16 protein-coding genes are annotated in these 20,121 nt (G+C 57.2%); 8 read left to right on the top strand and 8 right to left on the bottom strand.

Annotated elements, in window-relative coordinates; genetic code table 11:
- Window positions 1-101 precede the first annotated feature (101 nt).
- Together cysN and cysD are read right to left on the bottom strand one after the other, a co-directional pair.
- A complete protein-coding gene (gene cysN / locus B3527_RS10355) occupies window positions 102-2,012 on the bottom strand; it encodes a sulfate adenylyltransferase subunit CysN (RefSeq protein ID WP_206991154.1) in 1,911 nt (636 codons plus the stop codon).
- Window positions 2,012-2,914, bottom strand: a complete 903-nt coding sequence (gene cysD / locus B3527_RS10350) for a sulfate adenylyltransferase subunit CysD (RefSeq protein WP_034810883.1) — start codon at window positions 2,912-2,914, stop codon at window positions 2,012-2,014. Before cysD ends, cysN begins: the two co-directional genes overlap by 1 nt.
- 249 nt (window positions 2,915-3,163) lie before the next feature.
- Between cysD and glmS the strand changes: the two genes are divergently transcribed.
- The 4 genes from glmS (at window position 3,164) to B3527_RS10330 (ending at window position 8,962) form a co-directional block, all read left to right on the top strand.
- On the top strand, window positions 3,164-4,990 hold the full coding sequence (gene glmS / locus B3527_RS10345) for a glutamine--fructose-6-phosphate transaminase (isomerizing) (RefSeq protein ID WP_290479820.1): 1,827 nt from the start codon (window positions 3,164-3,166) through the stop codon (window positions 4,988-4,990).
- A 104-nt stretch (window positions 4,991-5,094) separates the two neighbouring features.
- Window positions 5,095-6,021, top strand: coding sequence for a hypothetical protein (locus B3527_RS10340; RefSeq protein WP_290479819.1), 927 nt, complete (start codon window positions 5,095-5,097; stop codon window positions 6,019-6,021).
- 104 nt (window positions 6,022-6,125) lie between these two features.
- Window positions 6,126-8,594 (top strand): S8 family peptidase, encoded by a 2,469-nt coding sequence (locus tag B3527_RS10335; protein WP_290479818.1) that lies wholly within the window; start codon window positions 6,126-6,128, stop codon window positions 8,592-8,594.
- Window positions 8,567-8,962 carry a hypothetical protein gene (locus B3527_RS10330; protein ID WP_290479817.1) on the top strand — a complete coding sequence of 132 codons (396 nt, stop codon included), beginning with the start codon at window positions 8,567-8,569 and terminating at the stop codon, window positions 8,960-8,962. The genes B3527_RS10335 and B3527_RS10330 overlap by 28 nt, the downstream gene beginning before the upstream one ends.
- A 7-nt stretch (window positions 8,963-8,969) precedes the next feature.
- On the opposite strand, the gene metK is transcribed toward B3527_RS10330, so the two are convergent.
- From metK to B3527_RS10310, 4 genes are all read right to left on the bottom strand, one after another.
- Window positions 8,970-10,151 carry a methionine adenosyltransferase gene (gene metK / locus B3527_RS10325; protein WP_290479816.1) on the bottom strand — a complete coding sequence of 394 codons (1,182 nt, stop codon included), beginning with the start codon at window positions 10,149-10,151 and terminating at the stop codon, window positions 8,970-8,972.
- Between the two features lie 24 nt (window positions 10,152-10,175).
- Window positions 10,176-11,030, bottom strand: a complete 855-nt coding sequence (locus B3527_RS10320) for a formyltetrahydrofolate deformylase (RefSeq protein ID WP_290479815.1) — start codon at window positions 11,028-11,030, stop codon at window positions 10,176-10,178.
- 15 nt (window positions 11,031-11,045) lie between these two features.
- The gene (ahcY, locus tag B3527_RS10315) at window positions 11,046-12,440 is read right to left on the bottom strand and encodes an adenosylhomocysteinase (protein ID WP_034810898.1); all 1,395 of its coding nucleotides are present in this window, start codon (window positions 12,438-12,440) and stop codon (window positions 11,046-11,048) included.
- A gap of 105 nt (window positions 12,441-12,545) precedes the next feature.
- Window positions 12,546-13,706, bottom strand: a complete 1,161-nt coding sequence (locus B3527_RS10310) for a DegT/DnrJ/EryC1/StrS family aminotransferase (RefSeq protein WP_290479814.1) — start codon at window positions 13,704-13,706, stop codon at window positions 12,546-12,548.
- Between the two features lie 370 nt (window positions 13,707-14,076).
- On the opposite strand from B3527_RS10310, the gene rfbB reads away from it, so the two are divergent.
- From rfbB to rfbC, 4 genes are all read left to right on the top strand, one after another.
- Window positions 14,077-15,129 (top strand): dTDP-glucose 4,6-dehydratase, encoded by a 1,053-nt coding sequence (rfbB, locus tag B3527_RS10305; protein ID WP_206991147.1) that lies wholly within the window; start codon window positions 14,077-14,079, stop codon window positions 15,127-15,129.
- Complete coding sequence (gene rfbD, locus B3527_RS10300) at window positions 15,126-16,007, top strand: dTDP-4-dehydrorhamnose reductase (protein WP_290479813.1); 882 nt, start codon at window positions 15,126-15,128, stop codon at window positions 16,005-16,007. Before rfbB ends, rfbD begins: the two co-directional genes overlap by 4 nt.
- 209 nt (window positions 16,008-16,216) lie before the next feature.
- Window positions 16,217-17,086 carry a glucose-1-phosphate thymidylyltransferase RfbA gene (gene rfbA, locus B3527_RS10295; RefSeq protein WP_290479812.1) on the top strand — a complete coding sequence of 290 codons (870 nt, stop codon included), beginning with the start codon at window positions 16,217-16,219 and terminating at the stop codon, window positions 17,084-17,086.
- A 12-nt stretch (window positions 17,087-17,098) separates the two neighbouring features.
- A complete protein-coding gene (gene rfbC / locus B3527_RS10290) occupies window positions 17,099-17,662 on the top strand; it encodes a dTDP-4-dehydrorhamnose 3,5-epimerase (protein ID WP_206991144.1) in 564 nt (187 codons plus the stop codon).
- Here rfbC and B3527_RS10285 read toward each other — a convergent pair whose 3' ends face one another.
- Together B3527_RS10285 and B3527_RS10280 are read right to left on the bottom strand one after the other, a co-directional pair.
- The gene (locus tag B3527_RS10285) at window positions 17,663-18,709 is read right to left on the bottom strand and encodes an NAD-dependent epimerase (RefSeq protein WP_290479811.1); all 1,047 of its coding nucleotides are present in this window, start codon (window positions 18,707-18,709) and stop codon (window positions 17,663-17,665) included.
- Between the two features lie 105 nt (window positions 18,710-18,814).
- Window positions 18,815-20,121 (bottom strand): FkbM family methyltransferase (locus tag B3527_RS10280; protein ID WP_290479810.1); only part of this gene is annotated, 1,307 nt, incomplete at its 5' end.

Below are 20,121 nucleotides of genomic sequence, written 5' to 3'. Positions count from 1 at the left end.
CCTAGCGTGCGAAATTCGGCAAGGCGAGCCGGTACGTTGGGGAAGGAGGCGATGATCGGCGCCGTGCCCGGTCAGGTGGGCACGGCGCCTTCAATGCTGGGTCACTCGCCGTTCAGCAGGCCCTTTTCGCGCATGAAGCCAAGAATGACTTCGGCGGCTTCTTCCGGAGAATTGTTCACTGTGTCGATGCGCAGTTCGGGCGCCTGAGGTGGCTCGTACGGGCTATCGATGCCGGTGAAGTTCTTGATCTCTCCAGCGCGGGCTTTCTTGTAGAGGCCCTTCACATCCCGGTCCTCCGCGACGCTGAGTGGCGTGTCGACATAGACTTCAATAAATTCGCCATCAGCCATCAGATTGCGCGCCATTTGTCGCTCTGACCGGAACGGCGAGATGAACGAGACCAGCGTGATCAATCCGGCGTCGGACATCAGGCGGGCGACATTGGCGACGCGTCGAATATTCTCGACGCGGTCCGCATCGGTAAAACCGAGATCGCGGTTCAGGCCGTGACGGACATTGTCCCCGTCCAGCGTGAAAGTGTGCTTGCCTTGGGCAAACAACAGTTTCTGCAGGGCGTTGGCGATGGTCGACTTGCCGGATCCTGACAGGCCGGTAAACCAGAGCACGGCTGGCTTCTGGCCTTTCTGCTCCGCCAGGGCAGACCGATCAACATCCATGGCTTGCCAGTGAATGTTTGATGCACGGCGGAGTGCGAAATCAACAAGGCCGAGACCAACCGTGTCATTCGTCATTCGGTCGATCAGAATGAAGCCGCCCATCTCCCGATTGACATCATACGGATCATAGGGAATGGCTTGGTCGAGCGACAGGGTTGTAACGCCAATCTGGTTAAGCTCCAGCGTCTTCGCGGGAACATCGTTCAGTGTATTGACATCAATGCCATATTTCGGCGCGTTGACCGTGGCCGTGACAGTCTTCGCCCCCATCTTCAGCAGGTAGCGGCGACCGGGCAGGAGTGGCGTTTCGCTCATCCAAAGCAGGCGAGCCTGAAATTGGTCAGACACTTCGGAAGGGTCTTCGGCTGAAACGAGAACGTCGCCGCGCGAACAGTCGATTTCATCGTCCAGCGTGATTGTAACGGATTGTCCGGCGATTGCCTGCTCAAGGTCACCCGTCGCCGTGACAATTCTCTGGACGGTGGACTGCTTCCCGGACGGCATGGATTTGACGCGGTCACCAGGTTGGATCGAGCCCGCAGCAATCTGTCCGGAGAAACCCCGGAAGTCGAGGTTGGGTCGATTGACCCATTGGACAGGCATACGGAAAGGCGTGTTCAGGCGGCGATCACCAACCGGCACGGTCTCCAGATAATCCATCAGGCTGGGGCCATCATACCAGTCTGTTTCATTCGATTTGCTTGTAATATTCACGCCCTCGAGGGCAGACATCGGGATTGGCTGGATTTCCAAATCCGTCGCCAACTCGTCTGCGAAGGCGTAGAAATCGTCTACGATGTCGTCATAGGCCTGTTGACTGTAATTGATCAGGTCCATCTTGTTGATGGCCAGCACGACTTTGCGGATGCCCAGCAGGGATGTGATGAAGCTGTGGCGCCGTGTTTGCGTCAAGATGCCCTTGCGCGCATCCACCATCAGAATGGCGACATCTGCGGTTGATGCGCCGGTCGCCATATTGCGCGTATACTGCTCATGTCCTGGCGTATCGGCGACGATGAACTTGCGCTTGTCGGTGGCGAAAAAGCGATAGGCCACATCGATCGTGATGCCTTGCTCCCGTTCAGCGGTCAGTCCGTCAACGAGCAGGGCAAAGTCGATATTCTCACCCTGAGTTCCCACTTTCTTGGAGTCGCTTTCGAGCGATGCCAGCTGGTCCTCGAAGATCATCTTTGCGTCATAGAGCAAGCGGCCGATCAGGGTCGACTTTCCGTCGTCCACGGATCCACAGGTGATGAAGCGAAGCAGGGATTTATGCTCATGCTTCTCCAGATAGGCGGCGATATCTGATTCAATCAGGTCGTCATTGAGGCGCATCAGAAATAGCCTTCCTGTTTTTTCTTTTCCATGGATCCGGACTGGTCGGCGTCAATGACGCGGCCCTGGCGTTCGGATGTGGTGGTCAGGAGCATTTCCTGGATAATGTCTTCGAGCGTGGCAGCTGTGCTTTCGACCGCGCCGGTCAGCGGGTAGCAGCCAAGTGTACGGAAGCGGACGGATTTGGTGACCGCCGTGCTGCGCAATTCTTCTGGCATTCGGTCATCATCAACCATGATGTCCACACCATTCCAGTTCACGACGGGGCGCGGGGCAGCAAAGTAGAGCGGGACAATCTCGATGTTTTCGCGGCGGATATACTGCCAGATGTCCAGTTCGGTCCAGTTGGACAGCGGGAAGACTCGAACGCTTTCGCCCTGATTGATACGTGTATTGTAAACGTTCCACGGCTCTGGCCGCTGGCGCTTCGGGTCCCACCGGTGCTCGGCTGAGCGGAAGGAGAAAATGCGTTCCTTGGCGCGGGATTTTTCTTCGTCGCGTCGGGCGCCGCCAAAGGCTGCATCGAACTTGTACTTGTCAAGCGCCTGCTTGAGGGCGAGCGTTTTCATCACATCTGTGTGCACGGCTGATCCGTGACTGAACGGCCCGACGCCGTCGCGGACGCCATCTTCGTTCACATGCACCAGAAGATCGAAGCCCAACTCCTTGGCTTTCCGGTCGCGAAACTCGATCATTTCCCGGAATTTCCAGGTTGTATCGACGTGCATCAATGGGAAGGGAGGGCGCGATGGATAGAACGCCTTCATCGCAAGGTGAAGCATCACCGCCGAATCCTTGCCAACGGAATAGAGCATGACCGGATTTTCGCACTCGGCGGCCACTTCGCGGATGATGTGCAGGCTTTCAGCCTCCAGCCTGTCGAGGTGGGTGAGGTTTTTCAAAACGCGTACAGTCCTTCAAGCATCATCAGTATATGTAAGTTCTTGATATCCCAGATATAGCGGGCTTGCGTGGGCGATAGACCCGAATGTGTGTGACATCCATAATTTGATCGTTCAGCAGAGCTAAAGCATGCAATATGCCCACCATGAGACGGTTTTGCCTGTCTGTTGTCGCATTCCTACACAAAGTGTCATTATCCTGGCGGATTCAGGCGGTCTAAATACGCTTTACCCGAATGGAGGTAGAGTATGTGCGGAATTGTTGCGATCACAGGTATAGAAACCGTTGCCGGGCGTCTCGTCGACGGCCTGAAGCGTTTGGAGTATCGTGGCTATGACAGCGCCGGCATAGCTGTGCTGGCGGGAGATGCAATTGAGCGCCGCCGCGCCAGGGGCAAGATCGTCAATCTGGAAGCCCTCATGGCCGACGCGCCGGTTGATGGCCCGACTGGCATCGCCCATACGCGCTGGGCCACGCATGGCAAGCCGAACGAGACCAATGCTCATCCCCATGTGTCAGGCAAGGTCGCGATTGTGCACAATGGCATCATCGAGAATTTCCGCGAGTTGCGTAAAGACTTGCAGGCGCGGGGCCGAACATTCGAGTCTGAGACAGACAGCGAAGTCATCGCACAGCTGATCGACCAGAACATGGCCGAAGGCATGGACGCGGTTGATGCATTCGAAGCCGCGCTGAAAAACCTGTCGGGCGCTTTCGCCATCGCTGCCATCTTTTCCGGCAAGACAGACTTGCTGATGGGCGCGCGCAAGGGCAGCCCGCTGGTCCTCGGATACGGGCAAGGCGAAATGTTCCTTGGCTCAGACGCTATCGCGCTGGCTCCCCTCACGCGCGATGTCACTTATCTGGAAGAGGGCGATTGGGTCGTACTGACGCCCACCAGCCATGATGTGCGCAATGCAAATGGTGACCGCGTAAACCGTCCCCGCGTGAAATCCGCTGTGAACGAAGGCCTGATTGAGCGCGGCGAGTATGATCATTTCATGCTGAAGGAAATTCACGAACAACCGGAATCTCTCGCGCGCTCGATCCTGCCCTATATCGACCAGGCAACGCAGACGCTCAATCTGGGCGACGTGGCCGATACGATGTTCGCCAAGGCTGATCGGGCTGTGGCGATTGCCTGTGGCACAGCGTATTATGCCGCCCACACAGCGAAATACTGGTTTGAACAGAAAGCCAAACTGGCGTTCGAGACCGATATCGCATCTGAATTCCGCTATCGTGAACCTGTGCTGCCTCAGACCGGTCCAGCAATGTTTGTCAGCCAATCCGGAGAGACAGCCGACACGCTGGCAGCCCTGCGCTATTGCCGTCAAAATGGCACCCCGGCCGTGGCTGTGGTCAACGTACCCGAAAGCTCGATCGCCCGAGAGGCGGCGGCGATCGTGCCGACCTATGCCGGGCCAGAGATTGGCGTAGCCTCCACGAAGGCTTTCACCGCGCAATTGTCTGTTCTGGCTGTGCTCGCCCTTAATGCAGCCAAGGCTCGGGGGCATCTTTTGCCTGGTGATGAGGTAATGGCGGTCAAAAGTCTGATGGCGTTGCCACGCAAGGTGACCGAGGCACTTGAGGCACAAGATGATATCCGCGAGATCGCAAAGACGTTGGCCCCTTGCCGGGATGTCTTGTTCCTCGGTCGCGGACGGTACTACCCGCTGGCGTTGGAAGGTGCACTCAAGCTGAAGGAAGTGTCCTATATTCACGCCGAAGGCTATGCCGCCGGCGAGTTGAAGCATGGCCCCATCGCGCTGATCGAAAAAGACCTTCCGGTCGTTGTGATCGCGCCAAAAGACGAGCTGTTCGAGAAGACCATTTCAAATGTCGAGGAAATCCGCGCACGTGGCGCGCGTGTCATCCTCATTTCGGATGCAGCCGGCATCAAAGCTGCGGGTAACCGGGCTGATCATGTGATTTGCTTGCCGGATGGTGATGATATCAGCCTGCCAGTGCTGGCCGCAGTGCCGTTGCAATTGCTGGCCTATCATGTGGCTGTTGCCAAAGGGACTGATGTCGACCAGCCGCGCAACCTCGCCAAGTCAGTCACCGTTGAGTGATGAGACGCGCCTGATCGTATCAAATACGGATCGTGACCACCTGACCTTGCTGGACAGCGTCTTCCTGGCCTGCCTTACTGATGCAGGATGTGGGAGATTCGTGCGTGCCGACCTATGATTTGAAAGAAATTGAAGCCCGGATCGAGACGGTCCTGGCGGAGAAGGGACCTCGGCTCGGCAAGGAACTGGCTGACGATCTTTATGGCGTTCCACATCTGGCCTTGTGGCAAGCCTGCTATCAGAGCCGCAAGCTGCACGTGTCCCATTTCGCCAGCTACTATTTGCGATTTGATATCACGCGCGACGATCAGGTGCGGCTGAGCCCTTCGATCCTGCGAGATTTCCTGTCCTTCACCTTGTTCGGCTTGCCGGGCCAACGCGACAAGATGATCGAGCGGCAGGGCACCCTGTCGAACATGCATCGGGAGATCAGCCGCGAAAAGCTGTCGGTGGCCCAAGCCGTGATGAAGCAGGTATTCGTCACTCTGGGACGCGACATTCGCAGCCAACTCTGCGCATTTATCGCGGGCGATCTCGCCTACTATCTCGCGCACAATGAGCCACGGGAACACGTCGCGAGCGGGGAGATGGTGAAGGGCTCGGATATCGATATCATCATCATTCTCAGTGAATCCCTGCCGGAAGATGTGCAGGCCCGGATCGACACGGAGATGACCGCGCTGAAGAATTTCTACTTGCGTCATCCAGAGCACCGGCACGAGATTGATTTCATCTGCAAGCGCAAATCGGTGATGGAGCGGCAATTCCAGTATTCTGACATCCATGACAAAATCGCCAGCAAGATTGCCTATGAGTCCATGTTTCTCGGCGGATCTCTGACGCTGTATATGGAAGTGCGCGATGCGATGGTTCGGACCGGTGTTGACCGCATGATTGAGGGTGATTTCGATCACGCGCTCAAGGATCGCAAAAACGCCATGCACAAATTGCTGGAAGCGCACAATGACACAATTGATGAGGAGACGCGCTCGCTGTTCTACTTCTCGCAAGAACGTGTCGAATTTTCCTGACAAGCTGAGTGAAGTGTTTGCCCCTTGGTTATCTTTGGGGTGGAATATTGCTTGGAAGGCACCGGCCGCAGGACGAGTTGGATGCCGCTATGGGAGGAATCTTTATGATCCGGTATCGCAACATAAAATCGGTGAAGCCCATTCCGCGGTCCATGCTGGCGGCTGCCATGCTGGGTGCGTCGGCCATTGTGCTGGGGGCCTGCGCAGGCGGCGGAGGAGGCGGCGGCAGTTCTGCTGTCACGCCGATGCCCCCTCCACCGCCGCCGCCTCCACCGCCGCCGCCCTCGAATCCGTTTCCTGACACAATCGCAGAGCGGGAACAGTTCGAAACGCGCGAGTACAATGCCACAGTAGGCCTGCCCATTATCGGTGCGTCAGCAGCCTATGCACTTGGCGCGACAGGCCAGGGTCAGACTGTGGCGGTCATCGATACGGGGACTGATTCTGATCATCCCGATCTCCAAGGGGCTGTTGTGCAGATGTTCGATGTCTGTGCGGACACTGCCTGTGCTGGCTTCAACGCTGCTGGAGACCGGGTCACCATCACTCGTCAGGATGGCGATACCGACACCGAAGGCCACGGCACACTGGTTACGGGCGTCATCGCTGCGCGTCGGCAGGACGATTTCAGCAGCGTGTTGGACGATAACACGCCGAACGGCATTCAAGGCGCCGCGTATGAGGCTTCCATAATCGATATCCGGGCTGACTCGCCCGGCAGCTGTGCGCGCACCGGGGAAGATGAAGGTTGCGTCTACAACGACGATACGCTGGTCCGTGCGATTGAATACGCCGTGGCTCAGGGGGCTTCGATCATCAACATGTCTCTCGGTGGCGAGATCGACAATGATCCGCGACTGGAGAACGCCGTCCGCGCTGCGGCCGCGGCGGGTGTGCTGGTCGTCATCTCGGCCGGCAATGAAGCTGAACCGGCAGGGACAGATGAAGATGGCAATGACACCGAGGCGGTCGGGGAACGCCCAACCGAGCCTGCCTATATCGCAGGCGAAACATCTTCACTCGGGCGGGTTGTCGCCGTGGGCGCGGTCGACCCGAATGGCATACTGTCGGACTTCTCGAACAGGGCAGGCAGTGCGGCGCAGAACTTCTACCTGCTCGCACCCGGTGAGGACGTAATCTCGACTGGCCCGGACGATGATGTCGCATTCCCCGGCGACCCGACGAATGATGCCGACAGTGATGGAGACTATTATCGCATTTCGGGGACATCATTTGCAGCACCTTATGTTGCGGGCGCATTGGCGCTCTTGCTGGACGCGTTCCCGAACTTGCAGTCCCAACCTGAAGTCGCTCTCCAGATCCTGCTGGATACCGCGACAGACTATGTAGACACATCGCCCGACCTGATCACGGGCGAGGTCGCGGGTGCTGGTACTGACAGCGTTTCCGGTGTGGGCCTCCTGAACCTCGAAGAAGCATTCCGACCACAAGGCCAGCAGAATCTGGACTTCGGTATCGAGAAAGTCAGCTTTACCGACGCGCTTGCGCCCAGCGGTGGCGCGTTTGGGGATTGGGCCACCAATTCCGGCGCGTTCAACAGCCTCGTCTTTCAGGACCAGTACCAACGCGGTTTCCGCCTGAATGCCGATGCCATTGCTGCGACCCTGCCGTCAGATGCGCTCGGCTCACGCCTGGTGAATTTTGAAACCCGCGCTGATTGGGCGGCGGGCGAATCCTATGCCGTTAATGCTGGAAACATGTCGTTCAGCTGGTCCCAGGCGCGGTTGCAGGATGATCCGACCGCCCCTTATCAGGAAGACCCGCAATCAACATTCCAGATGCGCTACAGTTTCGGCGAGAGCCAGGTGGAATTGGGACGAGGTGGATCATTGACGCATCTGGCGCCAGATATCTCCCTGCTCAACGAACCCGGTGTCGGGAACGCTTTTTCGACCGGCGGCGCATGGGCGAAATTCAGTCATGCCGTGACGGATGACCTCGTCATGGACATATTCTCTGCCGAGCAGGGCGGTCGCAGTCAGTCCGGCTTCATGTTCGGCCGCGATGCCCAGGATTGGTCAGTTCGTGCGGGCGCATCCTTCATTTCGGATGAAGATACGGCGCTTGGTGGAACACTGCAGGAGCGCTTCGGCGCGCAAGACCAGACCGAGATGACGGCATATTCGCTGGAGGGAGCATGGTTCGCCGGTTCCGACTGGGTCCTGTCTTCAGGAATGGAAATGGCGAGCGTCGACCTGCCAGGTGTTGATGTGGAAGGCATCTGGACGAGCCGCTGGTCGGTGGGCGCAGACCGATCACTGGGTGAGGGGCGGTTGCACTTCATCATGGCGCAGCCGCGGCGAGCCGAGACAGGTTTCTTGAACCTCGATGCGCCGATTGGTGTGGATATGAACAGTCAATTGATCCGGGATCTGGTGCAGGCTGAATTGACCCCCAGCGGTCGGCAAATCGATTTTGAAACGCGCTACACATTCGGACTGACCGATACATGGTCTGGCGAGGCTGCAGCTGTGGTCTCCACGTCGCCCAACCATATCAGCGGTGCCGAAGACCAGGAGGCGCTGTGGATGCGGCTGTCGACCCCATGGTAGGCCGCAGGTCATTGCTGGCAGTCGCGAGTGGGTTCATCCTGACCGGATGCGCCTGGTTGCCGTTTGGCGAAACCGCGTGCCCGGAAATCACGGACACGTCGGCATGGATCAATCGCATGCCGGGCCCGGGTCAGTCCGGGGGCAAATTGCACGTTGTTGTCCGTGTTGCGGATGAGCAGTCCTGGCGGCTTGGCTCTGTTCCGACTGAGGGTGAGGGCTTGCTGATCCTCAACCTCACGGAAGGTGGGCCGTCCGTTCCCGGAACGGCAGCTTACCAGCAGTCGCGGAAGCCGTTGCCCCAGCGAGTCAAAATAGAATGCCACGGCAAGACCGTGGCATTCATTGACAAAATCACTATCGCGTATTGAGGCGGCGCTAGTTCGCGAGGCGCTTCAGTTCGTCTACAAGGTCTGTCTTTTCCCAGCTGAACCCACCATTCTCGGTCGGGGTCCGGCCGAAATGCCCGTAGGCTGCGGACGGGCCGTAGATCGCCTGATTCAGCTTGAGGTGCGTGCGAATGCCTTTGGGCGACAGGTCGAACAATTCGCGCAGCGCCGCAGCGATACGGTCCTCGTCTGCATTGCCCGTATCATGCGTGTCCACATAGATTGAGAGCGGCTGCGCTACACCGATCGCATAGCTGACCTGAATGGTGCAGCGATCAGCGAGGCCTGCGGCCACAATGTTCTTGGCAAGGTAGCGCGTGGCGTACGCGGCCGACCGGTCCACTTTGGACGGGTCCTTGCCGGAGAATGCACCGCCGCCATGGGGCGCAGCGCCACCATACGTGTCAACAATGATCTTGCGGCCGGTCAGGCCGGCGTCGCCATCAGGTCCGCCAATGACAAAGCGTCCGGTGGGGTTCACGAAAAACTTGTCTTCGTCCGGAAACCAACCATCGGGAAGGATGTCCTTGATCACGGGGCGGACGATTTCACGCAATTGTTCCAGCGTGGCGCTATCCTTGTGCTGATGGGATACGACAAGCGCGTTTACACCGACAGGCTTTGACCCTTCATACTGCAGCGTAACCTGGCTTTTTGCATCAGGCTCGAGCTCGGGGTGTGTGCCATCATGGCGAAGTTGCGCGAGGCGCTGAAGGATCTGGTGCGAATAGACCAGTGTGGCTGGCATCAGTTCCGGGGTCTCGTTCGTGGCATAGCCAAACATGATGCCCTGGTCGCCTGCACCTTCCTCAGCGTAGAGGCCTTGTCCAGCTTCGACACCTTGCGCGATCTCAACCGACTGGCCGTGGACGTGATTGGCGATTTCCATGTTTTCCCAATGGAAGCCGTCCTGCTCATAGCCGATCCGTTTGACCACATCGCGGGCCGCCTGGTTCATTTCGTCATGCGTGATGACGGCGCCATTATTGGTGCGCACTTCACCGGCAAGGACAACACGATTGGTGGTCGTAAGGGTCTCGACGGCGACTTTCGCTGTTGGATCGCGCGACAGGAACAGGTCGACAATTGCGTCTGAAATCTGGTCAGCCACCTTGTCCGGATGGCCTTCGGAAACGCTCTCGCTGGTAAATTCGTGGCTGGCAAGTTTCATGTCTGGCTCTCTATCAGTGTTCTTTTACCGGGCAAAAACGACCGTCTTTCCGGAATTTATGAAGATGCGGTGCTCTGCATGAGCCTTGACCGCGCGAAGCAGGGCGTTGCCCTCCAGATGCCGTCCGCTCTCGATCATGTCAGCCGGGCTGAACGTATGGTCGATGGCTTCGGTGAGCTGGGTAATGATTGGCCCTTCATCCAGATCGGCCGTCACATAGTGCGCCGTCGCGCCGATCATTTTCACGCCGCGGGCATGGGCCTGATGATAGGGGCGTGCGCCCTTGAATCCCGGCAGGAAGGAGTGATGGATATTGATGCACCGCTTTTCGAGACGACGGCAGGCTTCATCACTCAGTACCTGCATATACCTGGCGAGTACGACGAGATCAGCTTGCGTGTCTTCAACGATGCTGAACAGTCGAGCCTCAGCGTCCGGTTTTGTTTCCTTTGTCACCGGAACATGGAACCAGGGTAAGCCCCAGTGGGAAAAATCATCCTTGAGCGTCTCATTATTGGAGACGATGCCGACGACATCAATTGGCAACTCACCCCGCCGCGCCGCGTAGAGGAGCGTGTTTGCGCAATGTTCTGATTTCGACACCATCAACAGTGTCCGTACGGCCTCACCCTCGGGATGGACTGACCAGTCCGCACCCAACTCGTGAGCCATTTCCGCCAAATCATCTTCAAGTCCAGCCGACAGGGCGTCGGTCGTCCCGTGGAAGACCAGTCGTGCAAAGAAGCGGCTGGTTTCCGTATCCCCAAATGTACGCGACGCGGCGATGAAGCAATCATGACGCTCCATCAGTTTTGCCAGCCCTGCGACCAGTCCAACGCGGTCGGGGCAGGCAAATTTGAGGATATAGGGACGTGCCACGGAAGAAGGTTTCCCCTAGTAGCGGTAGTGTTCAGGCTTGAACGGACCGGTCGTCTGAACGCCGATATAGTCAGCCTGTTCGCCGGAAAGCTCTGTCAGCTGAACGCCAAGCTTTTCGAGATGAAGCAGGGCGACTTTCTCGTCGAGGTGCTTGGGCAGCGTATAGACCTTGTTCTCATACTGCTCGCCGCGCACATGCAGTTCGATCTGCGCCAGCGTCTGGTTGGTGAAGGATGCCGACATCACGAAGGAAGGGTGACCCGTGGCATTGCCGAGGTTCACGAGGCGGCCTTCAGACAGCAGAATGATCCGCTTGCCATCCGGGAAGGTGATCATGTCGACTTGCGGCTTGATGTTCGTCCATTCGAAATTGCGCAGGCCTTCGACCTGAATTTCATTGTCGAAGTGACCAATGTTGCAGACGATGGCCATGTCCTTCATCGCACGCATATGGTCGACGGTCAGGATATCCTTGTTGCCAGTCGCGGTGACAAAGATGTCGAATTTCGGTGCGGCTTCATCGACCGTCAGGACTTCATAGCCGTCCATCGCGGCCTGAAGGGCGCAGATCGGGTCAACTTCGGAAACGGCAACGCGCGCGCCGGAACCGGACAGTGACGCAGCCGAGCCTTTGCCAACATCGCCATAACCGGCGACGAAGGCTTTCTTGCCAGCCATCATCACATCCGTGCCGCGACGGATCGCGTCGACCAGAGATTCCTTACAGCCATACTTGTTGTCGAACTTCGACTTGGTGACGGAGTCGTTCACATTGATGGCGGGGAAGGGCAGCTCACCCTTCTTCTCAAGCTGGTAGAGACGGTTCACGCCGGTCGTCGTTTCTTCCGACACGCCGCGGATCGCTGCCTTGGTCTTGGCAAACCAGCCAGGGGACGCAGCAAGGCGCTTCTTGATCTGGGCGAAGAGGAACTTTTCCTCCTCCGAGCCTGGCTTTTCGAGGAAGGCCGGATCGGATTCGGCGCGCTCACCGAGGATCAGGTACATGGTGGCATCGCCACCATCATCGAGGATCAGGTTCGCCCCGGTGCCGTCATGCCAGTGGAACATGCGGTCAGTGAATTCCCAGTACTCTTCCAGCGTTTCACCCTTATAGGCGAAGACCGGTGTGCCATTGGCTGCGATGGCGGCGGCGGCATGATCCTGCGTTGAGTAGATGTTGCAGGAAACCCACTGAACGTCGGCGCCGAGGGCTTCGAGCGTCTGGATCAGCACAGCCGTCTGGATCGTCATGTGCAGGGAGCCAGCGATCTTCGCGCCCTTGAGCGGCTGCGACGGGCCGAACTCTTCGCGCGCGGCCATCAGACCCGGCATTTCTGTCTCGGCGATGGCAATTTCCTTGCGACCATACTCGGCGAGGGAAATATCGGCGACGCGGTAGTTTTCAGCCATATCAATGATCCTTTATATGTTTGTATCGCGGCTAACATGGCGCACATCAAAAGGCAACGCGCGAAGTGCGCGTTACCCGTACTGAGTTCTGATTTCGCGGACGGCTTATTCGTTGAAAGCCCTGATCGCGTCCACGATGCGTGTCTGGTCCGCCTCTTCCAGATAGGGGTGCATCGGCAGCGCAATCACGTGTTTGCTCGCTGCTTCCGTGACGGGCAGCGTGCCGTCCGCGGGTTTGAAACGGGCGCAGAAATCCTGCTCGTGGATCGGCACCGGATAGTAGACGGCGGTGGGGATCCCCTGCGCCGAGAGATGCGCCTGAAGGCCGTCGCGGTTTTCATGCTCGATGACATATTGCGCCCAGACACTCTTGCCGCCCTCAATGACGCTCGGCACGCGTTTGACATGGCCGGTCAGGCCCGCGGCATAGCGATCTGCCACGATCTGGCGTTTCTCGATCTCGTCAGCGAAGATTTTCAGTTTCTCCAGCAGGACTGCGGCCTGGATCGTGTCGAGGCGGGAGTTCATGCCGACGCGCAGGGAGAGGTATTTCGGGTCATGATGGAAATTGCGCTCGGCCGCATCGGTCGGGGTGACCTTGCCATAGACGCGCAGGGATTCGATCCGCTCGGCGAGTTTGGCGTCATTCGTGATGATCGCGCCGCCATCGCCGTAACAGCCCAGCGGCTTGGCAGGGAAGAAGCTGGTCGTGGCAATATCGGCCCAGTCGGACGGGTGCTTGCCGTTCAGCGTACAGCCATAGCCCTGCGCCGTGTCAGCGATCAGATTCAGGCCGAACTCGTCGCAGATTGCCTTGATTTCGGGGTAGTTGGCGGGCTGTCCGAACAGGTCGACGGCGATCACGACTTTCGGCGTCAGCTTGCCCTCGGCTTTCACGGCCTCAATCTGCTTGCGCAGATGTGCCGGGTCCATGTTGTAGGTCTCTGGCAGAATGTCGACGAAGACCGGCGCAGCACCAAGCCAAGGCACGACTTGAGCCGTCGCGACGAAGGTGAAGGATGGGCAGAAAACGGCGTCGCCGGGCTTCAGTTCCCACGCCATCAGCGCGAGCGCGAGGGCGTCTGTGCCATTGGCGCAGCTGACGGAATGCGCAGCGCCACACCAGGCCGCAAGCTGGTTTTCCAACTCGGAGACTTCGGGGCCAAGGACGTATCGCCCGCTTTCCACCACGCCCTGAATGGCCGTATTGATTTCGGCTTCGATGCGCTTGCGCTGTGCTTGAAGGTCAATGAAGGGGATGGACACGAGGAACCTGCCTGTTCTGCGATCTGATGCTGGCCGAATACGATCAACCCATAATGGGTGCAAGTCACGAGCGGTTACAGACTAATTCTGCGAATGTTTTCACACTCATGCCTGCGGGGAGTCGCAGCATGAGGGATTGTGAACGAATGCGACTGAATAATGTGCCGATTGGTTGCTGTGACAGCGGACTTGGTGTAGCCCGGAAGGCGGGCCGGGGCGACCATGACAGGGGCGTAATGTCTGGAATTGAACGACTGGCAAAAGCCGACAGGGCGCCGCTTTTTTATCTCGATTGCGGGCATGTCGGGAAGTTTGCTCTGATACGGAGTCGCAACCCAATCCCTTTTTGCGAAATTACAGGATTTGCTAAATGAAACGATATGTCGTGACGGGTGGCGCCGGATTCATCGGATCTGCGCTTTGCCACCTGCTATTGTCGGAAAGCGACGCCGAAGTCGTGGCTGTGGACCGCATGACTTATGCGGCTAATCAGGTCACGCTTGACGAATTGAGCTCTCAGGCCGGTTTCCGTCACATAGACGCTGATGTTCGAGATGTTGCGCGCATGACGGAGATCGTTCAGTCGGTCAAACCAGACGTCGTTTTTCATCTGGCCGCTGAGACGCATGTTGATCGTTCGATTGATGGGCCTGCGGAATTCGTCACGACCAATGTTGTGGGCACATATGCGATGCTCGAAGCGGCTCGGACATATTGGTCTGACCTACCTGACGAGGCAAAGCAACACTTTCGCTTCGTACATATTTCGACTGACGAGGTATTCGGCTCTCTGGGCGCGGAAGGCCATTTCAGCGAGACGACGCCATATGATCCGTCATCGCCTTATTCTGCCAGCAAGGCCGGGTCGGACCATCTGGCAAGGGCGTGGCAGCGCACTTATGGGCTGCCGGTTGTGGTCTCCAATTGTTCAAACAATTACGGACCGCGCCAGTTCCCCGAGAAACTCATACCCTTGATGGTTCTGAACGCTCTGGAAGGCAAAGCCCTTCCGGTGTACGGCACGGGAACCAATGTGCGCGACTGGCTGCATGTTGAAGATCACGCCCGCGCCCTTAAGATGATGGCTGAACATGGCGTGCCTGGTGAGGTCTACTGTGTTGGCGGCGGTAGCGAGCGGACAAATCTGCAGATCGTGCACGAGGTCTGCCGAATCCTGGACGCCCGGCGTCCGGAAAATGCTCCTCATGCAGATCTGATCGAATTTGTAACCGATCGTCCGGGGCATGATTTCCGGTATGCGATTGATGCGTCCAAGATCGATACGAAATTGGGCTGGACCCCAAGGCAGGATTTCGAAGCTGGTCTTGAAGAGACAATTGACTGGTATTTGACGCATGAGGCCTGGTGGCGGCCCCTGCGAGACAAGCACTATAGTGGCGAGAGGCTGGGTGTTAAGGCATGACACGCATCCTTGTCGTTGGAAAGTCGGGGCAAGTCGCGCAAGCGCTGGTCTCGGTAGGGGGTGATCGGGTCATTTGTCCGGGGCGTTCGATCGTGAATTTGCTGGACGCAGACTCGCACCTCAGCGCGCTCGACAGGTATGAGCCCATGGCGGTGATCAATACGGGGGCATTTACCGCAGTCGATGGCGCCGAGGCAGATGCTGACGGCGCCTATGCTCTGAATGCTGAAGGGCCGGGCAATCTGGCGGTTGCGTGCGCTCGGCGTGGCGTGCCGCTCATCCACATGTCGACAGACTGCGTGTTTGATGGCGCAAAGGATAGTCCTTACACGCCAAATGACACACCGAATCCGTTGGGCGTGTATGGCAAGACCAAGCTTCAGGGGGAGGTGGCTGTTCGCGAAGGGACTGAACGATCCCTGGTTGTGCGGGTGTCGTGGATATTTTCGCGATTTGGTGGAAGTTTCGTGCGGACCATGTTGAGGGTGGCGCAGACCCGCGACGCAGTGAGTGTTGTGAGTGATCAAGTTGGTTGTCCAACGCATGCGCCCGATCTCGCACGGGCTCTGATCACAATCGCTGAACAGGCGGCCAAGCCTGGCTTTGGTAGCTGGGGTGTTTACCACGTTGCAGGGGCGGGAGAGACCGATCGCGCATCCATGACGCGGCGGATCTACGAGGTCAGCAAGGAGCTGGGCGGTCCGGTCGCCGATGTGAACGGTATTTTGACGGCGGACTATCCCACGCCGGCGCAAAGGCCCCTGAATGCGCGGCTTGATATGGCCGAGACCCGCCGTGTTTTCGGAATTGAAATGCCTGACTGGAATATTGGCCTTTCCGAGACGGTTTCCGCGATTATTGCCGAACCTGCACAATAAGGCTTTCGACCCGTGCGAAGACACTTTTCAGCTGCACATTCGGCTTCGAATTTTTATCTTCTTCGCCCAGTCCCGATGAAAATCGGCATGTCTATACGCAAGACGCGCGTCCGGGCGATGGCAGTGCAGCTTAAATTCAGTTAGCGGTTGACCAGCCTCGCCGAGATGGTCCAAACCAAGCGGACAATTGCTATGTGGAGTGTTGGCGGATGAAGGGCATCGTTCTGGCAGGCGGGACGGGGTCTCGATTGTTCCCGTTGACGAAGGCTGTCTCAAAACAACTGATGCCGGTTTACGACAAGCCGATGATCTACTACCCGCTGAGCGTACTCATGCTTGCCGGTATTCGAGACGTTCTCATCATCACGACGCCCGAGGATCAGTCCCAGTTCAAGCGACTGCTGGGAGATGGGTCGATGTTCGGAATCAACATCGAGTTTGCCGTCCAGGAGCAACCGAACGGTCTGGCCGAAGCGTTTATTATCGGCGAGGACTTTGTGAAGGGCGGCCCGTCAGCCCTGGTCCTTGGGGACAACATATTCTACGGCGCCAATCTCGGCTTGATGTGTGCGCAGGCGGCTGCACAGGCCGACGGAGCGACAATCTTTGCCTACAAGGTTGCGGACCCGCAGCGCTATGGTGTTGTTTCCTTTGATAAAGACTTCAAGGCGTTGACGCTGGAAGAAAAGCCGAGCGCGCCCAAGTCGAACTGGGCGATTACCGGCCTCTATTTCTATGATGCACAGGTCGTCGATATCGCACGCGATTTGAAACCGTCCGAACGAGGTGAACTCGAAATCACCGACGTCAACCGCGCCTATCTGGAAATGGACAAGCTGAAAGTGAAACAGCTGGGTAGGGGATATGCCTGGTTGGACACTGGGACACATGACAGTCTGCATGAAGCATCCAGCTTTGTGCGTACGATCGAGCACCGGCAGGGCGTCAAGATCGCCTGTCCGGAGGAGATTGCTTTCGAAAAGGGCTATCTCGGGCGCGAAGAATTGCTTCATGCCGCAGACCAGCTCGGCAAGACAGAATACGCCGTTTACCTGCGTACACTTGCAAACCAGAATTGAGGACAGTGATTGATGAATGTACGTGACCTTGGCCTTGATGGCGTCAAGGAAATCGTCCCGGCGCGTTATGGCGATGCCCGTGGCTATTTCAGCGAGACCTACAATCACAAGCGTTTTGTTGACGCTGGAATTGAATTGGATTGGATTCAGGACAATCACTCCTTCTCTGCAGAGAAGCACGTGTTGCGAGGCCTCCACTTCCAGACCCCTCCCTTTGCCCAGGACAAGCTTGTGCGCGTCGTTACCGGTGCGGTATTCGATGTGGCCGTGGATATCCGCAAGGGATCACCGAACTTCGGCCGGTGGACGGGGGTCACATTGACCGCGGAAGCGGGAAATCAAATCCTGGTACCGAAGGGCTTCGCGCACGGCTTCTTGACGCTGACGCCAGATGTACATGTCATCTACAAGGTCACGGCGCCCTATGCCCCGGACAATGATCGCTCTATTCGGTATGATGATGCGGAAATTGGAATTGAATGGCCTCTGGACGGCGCCGTGCCGCAACTCTCCCAGAAAGATGAACAGGCCGGCAGTCTGCAGGACACTGATACGGGATTTGTGTATCAGGGCTGATCAATCGATACCGTGATACTCCCTGTACCACGCGACAAATCTTTCGACGCCATCCTTGACGGATGTTGAGGGCCGGTACCCGACGGCTTCCGTCAGCTTGGTCACATCGGCATAGGTGTTTTTCACATCACCCGGCTGCATCGGCATCAAGTTGCGTGTGGCCTTGCGCCCCAGGGAATTTTCCAGAGCCTCCACATAATCGAGCAGTTTTACGGGCTGGTTGTTGCCGATATTGTAAATCCGGTACGGAGCATTTGACGTTGCCGGGTCTGGCGCGCTCGCGTCCCAGTCCGGATCAGGCTCCGCGACCATTTCTGCAATTCGAAGGACGCCTTCAACGATGTCATCGACATAGGTGAAATCGCGAGACATCTCTCCATTGTTGAAGATGTTGATTGGCTCACCGCGGACGATCGCGTCCGTAAACAGGTACAGCGCCATATCGGGCCGCCCCCATGGTCCGTAGACGGTAAAAAACCGTAATCCTGTGGTGGGTAGGCGATACAGGTGGCTGTAGGCATGTGCCATCAACTCATTTGCCTTCTTGGTGGCGGAATAGAGTTGTAGCGGATGGTTCGCCCCGTGAGATTCACTGTAGGGAGATGTCGTATTCGCGCCATAGGCGCTTGATGTCGATGCATAGACCAGATGGGGCGTTTTGGCTGTTCGGCAAGCTTCCAGCATGTTGGCAAAGCCGACCAGATTTGACGATACGTATTCTTCAGGATGGGTGATCGAATGGCGCACCCCAGCCTGAGCGGCCAGATGAATCACGCGATGAAAGTCATGTGACTCAAAGCAGGCGTTCAGCTCTGCTGCGTTCTCGAGATTTCCCTCGACAAAGTTGAATGAAACGCCTTCTTTTGCCGATGTGTTTTCCAGCTCTTTCAGACGCGCCCGTTTCAAGGCGGGATCGTAATACGCATTCAGATTGTCGAACCCAACGACTGGCACGCCCCGTTTGAGAAGCGTGTTTGCCACATGAAATCCGATAAACCCTGCGCTGCCGGTGACCAGGTAGGTTTTGCTATCTGTGGCTGAGGGCATGTAATCGAATTCCGTGATGGTTCAGGTGAGGGCAGGGACCAATCCAGTTGGTCGTTGCGATACAGAGCGGGCAATCTTGTTGATACTGCGTCGCGGGCGGGCAGGCTAGGTGTCGCGTTTTGCCCAGAAGTTCAAAGTTCCCAACTCTCCCAAGTGCGACATGGGTTTGCTGCGGCTGCGCTTGGCATAGTTTCCAGACTTTCCAATCTGATAACGGAAGCCGAGGCGCGTGAGGATCGAAAGAACATCGTCCAGGGCGATATCAGACGGGTTTGCGCCCAGATGCCATTCCACGCACATTTGTCTGACATTGGCGAGGGCATCCCCAGCGGCCATTAGGACTTCCCCTTCAGCGCCTTCGATATCCAGTTTCAGGAAGTCCACTTCGCGATCAAGATAATCAGCCAGAGGCACTGTTTCGATTGTCAGCTCCTCAATTTCATCGCCAAATGTCCTGCGCCGCTCGGTGAGGGATCCTGCCATACTGTAGTCTCCGGACATGAAGAATGTGGCGGTGCCCGGTTTCGCGGCCAAGCCTTTTTTCAACACTGTTACGTCACTCAACTTGTTGCGGGCGACATTTTTCGACGCCAGATCGTGAAGGAAGGGAACAGGCTCGAATGCCAGAACCTCTGCATTCGGATAAAGTTCCTTGAAGTAGACGCTCGACATCCCGAAATTGGCGCCAGCGTCGATAATGTAGGGCTTCTTCTGATCGGTATCGAAATAGTATTCCTGATCCATGAGGATTTCATGGATCAACGTCCAGATCGCATGCTTGTCAACATAGGTCAGCGTTGAATCGCGCATCAGGAATTCCTGCCCGCGGCACAAATGTTCGGTGAAGAAATCTCGCAGTACGATATCGTTTGGAAAGCCACCATCGGGAATGGGAGCTGTCTCCAAATCTTTCAGCACCGGGCTGTCGCCGTAATACACTTTCAGTCTGGAAATCATGTCCAGGTACTTCGAAAATCCGTCCAATTGGCGCTGCTTCATGGGCCAGGTGCCGGACAGGACGCCCACTGCTTCTCTTTCATTGAGTTGAGAGGTCAGGATGGAATTCCGGACGGAGGAAAGTTCACCAATCGCGGCCTGCACTTCCCCATTTCCGAAGAAGGTCTTCCGGTTCGTCTCACTCAAAGTGTACTCGATAAGGAAGCGGAGATCGTTTCCGAGCGCGTTCCGGATTGACGTGGTCGCAATAGCTGCGGCCTGGACTTCTTCCTTTCCGAAGAAGGTTTTTCGGTTCTCTTCGCTCAAGGCAAATTCGGTGAGGAATCGAACGTCATTTCCAAGCGTGCGACGGATGGATGTGGTCGCAATAGCTGCGGCCTGGACTTCTCCGTTTCCAAAGAAAGCTTTTTGGTTGTCGTTGCTCAGCGCATACTCGGTGAGGAAGCGGAGATCGT

Source organism: Hyphomonas sp. UBA4505 (genome assembly GCF_002388685.1).
Taxonomy (GTDB): Bacteria; Pseudomonadota; Alphaproteobacteria; order Caulobacterales; family Hyphomonadaceae; genus Hyphomonas.
Note: the sequence above shows the minus strand (reverse complement) of the source record. Positions and strands in the feature narration are given on the sequence as shown.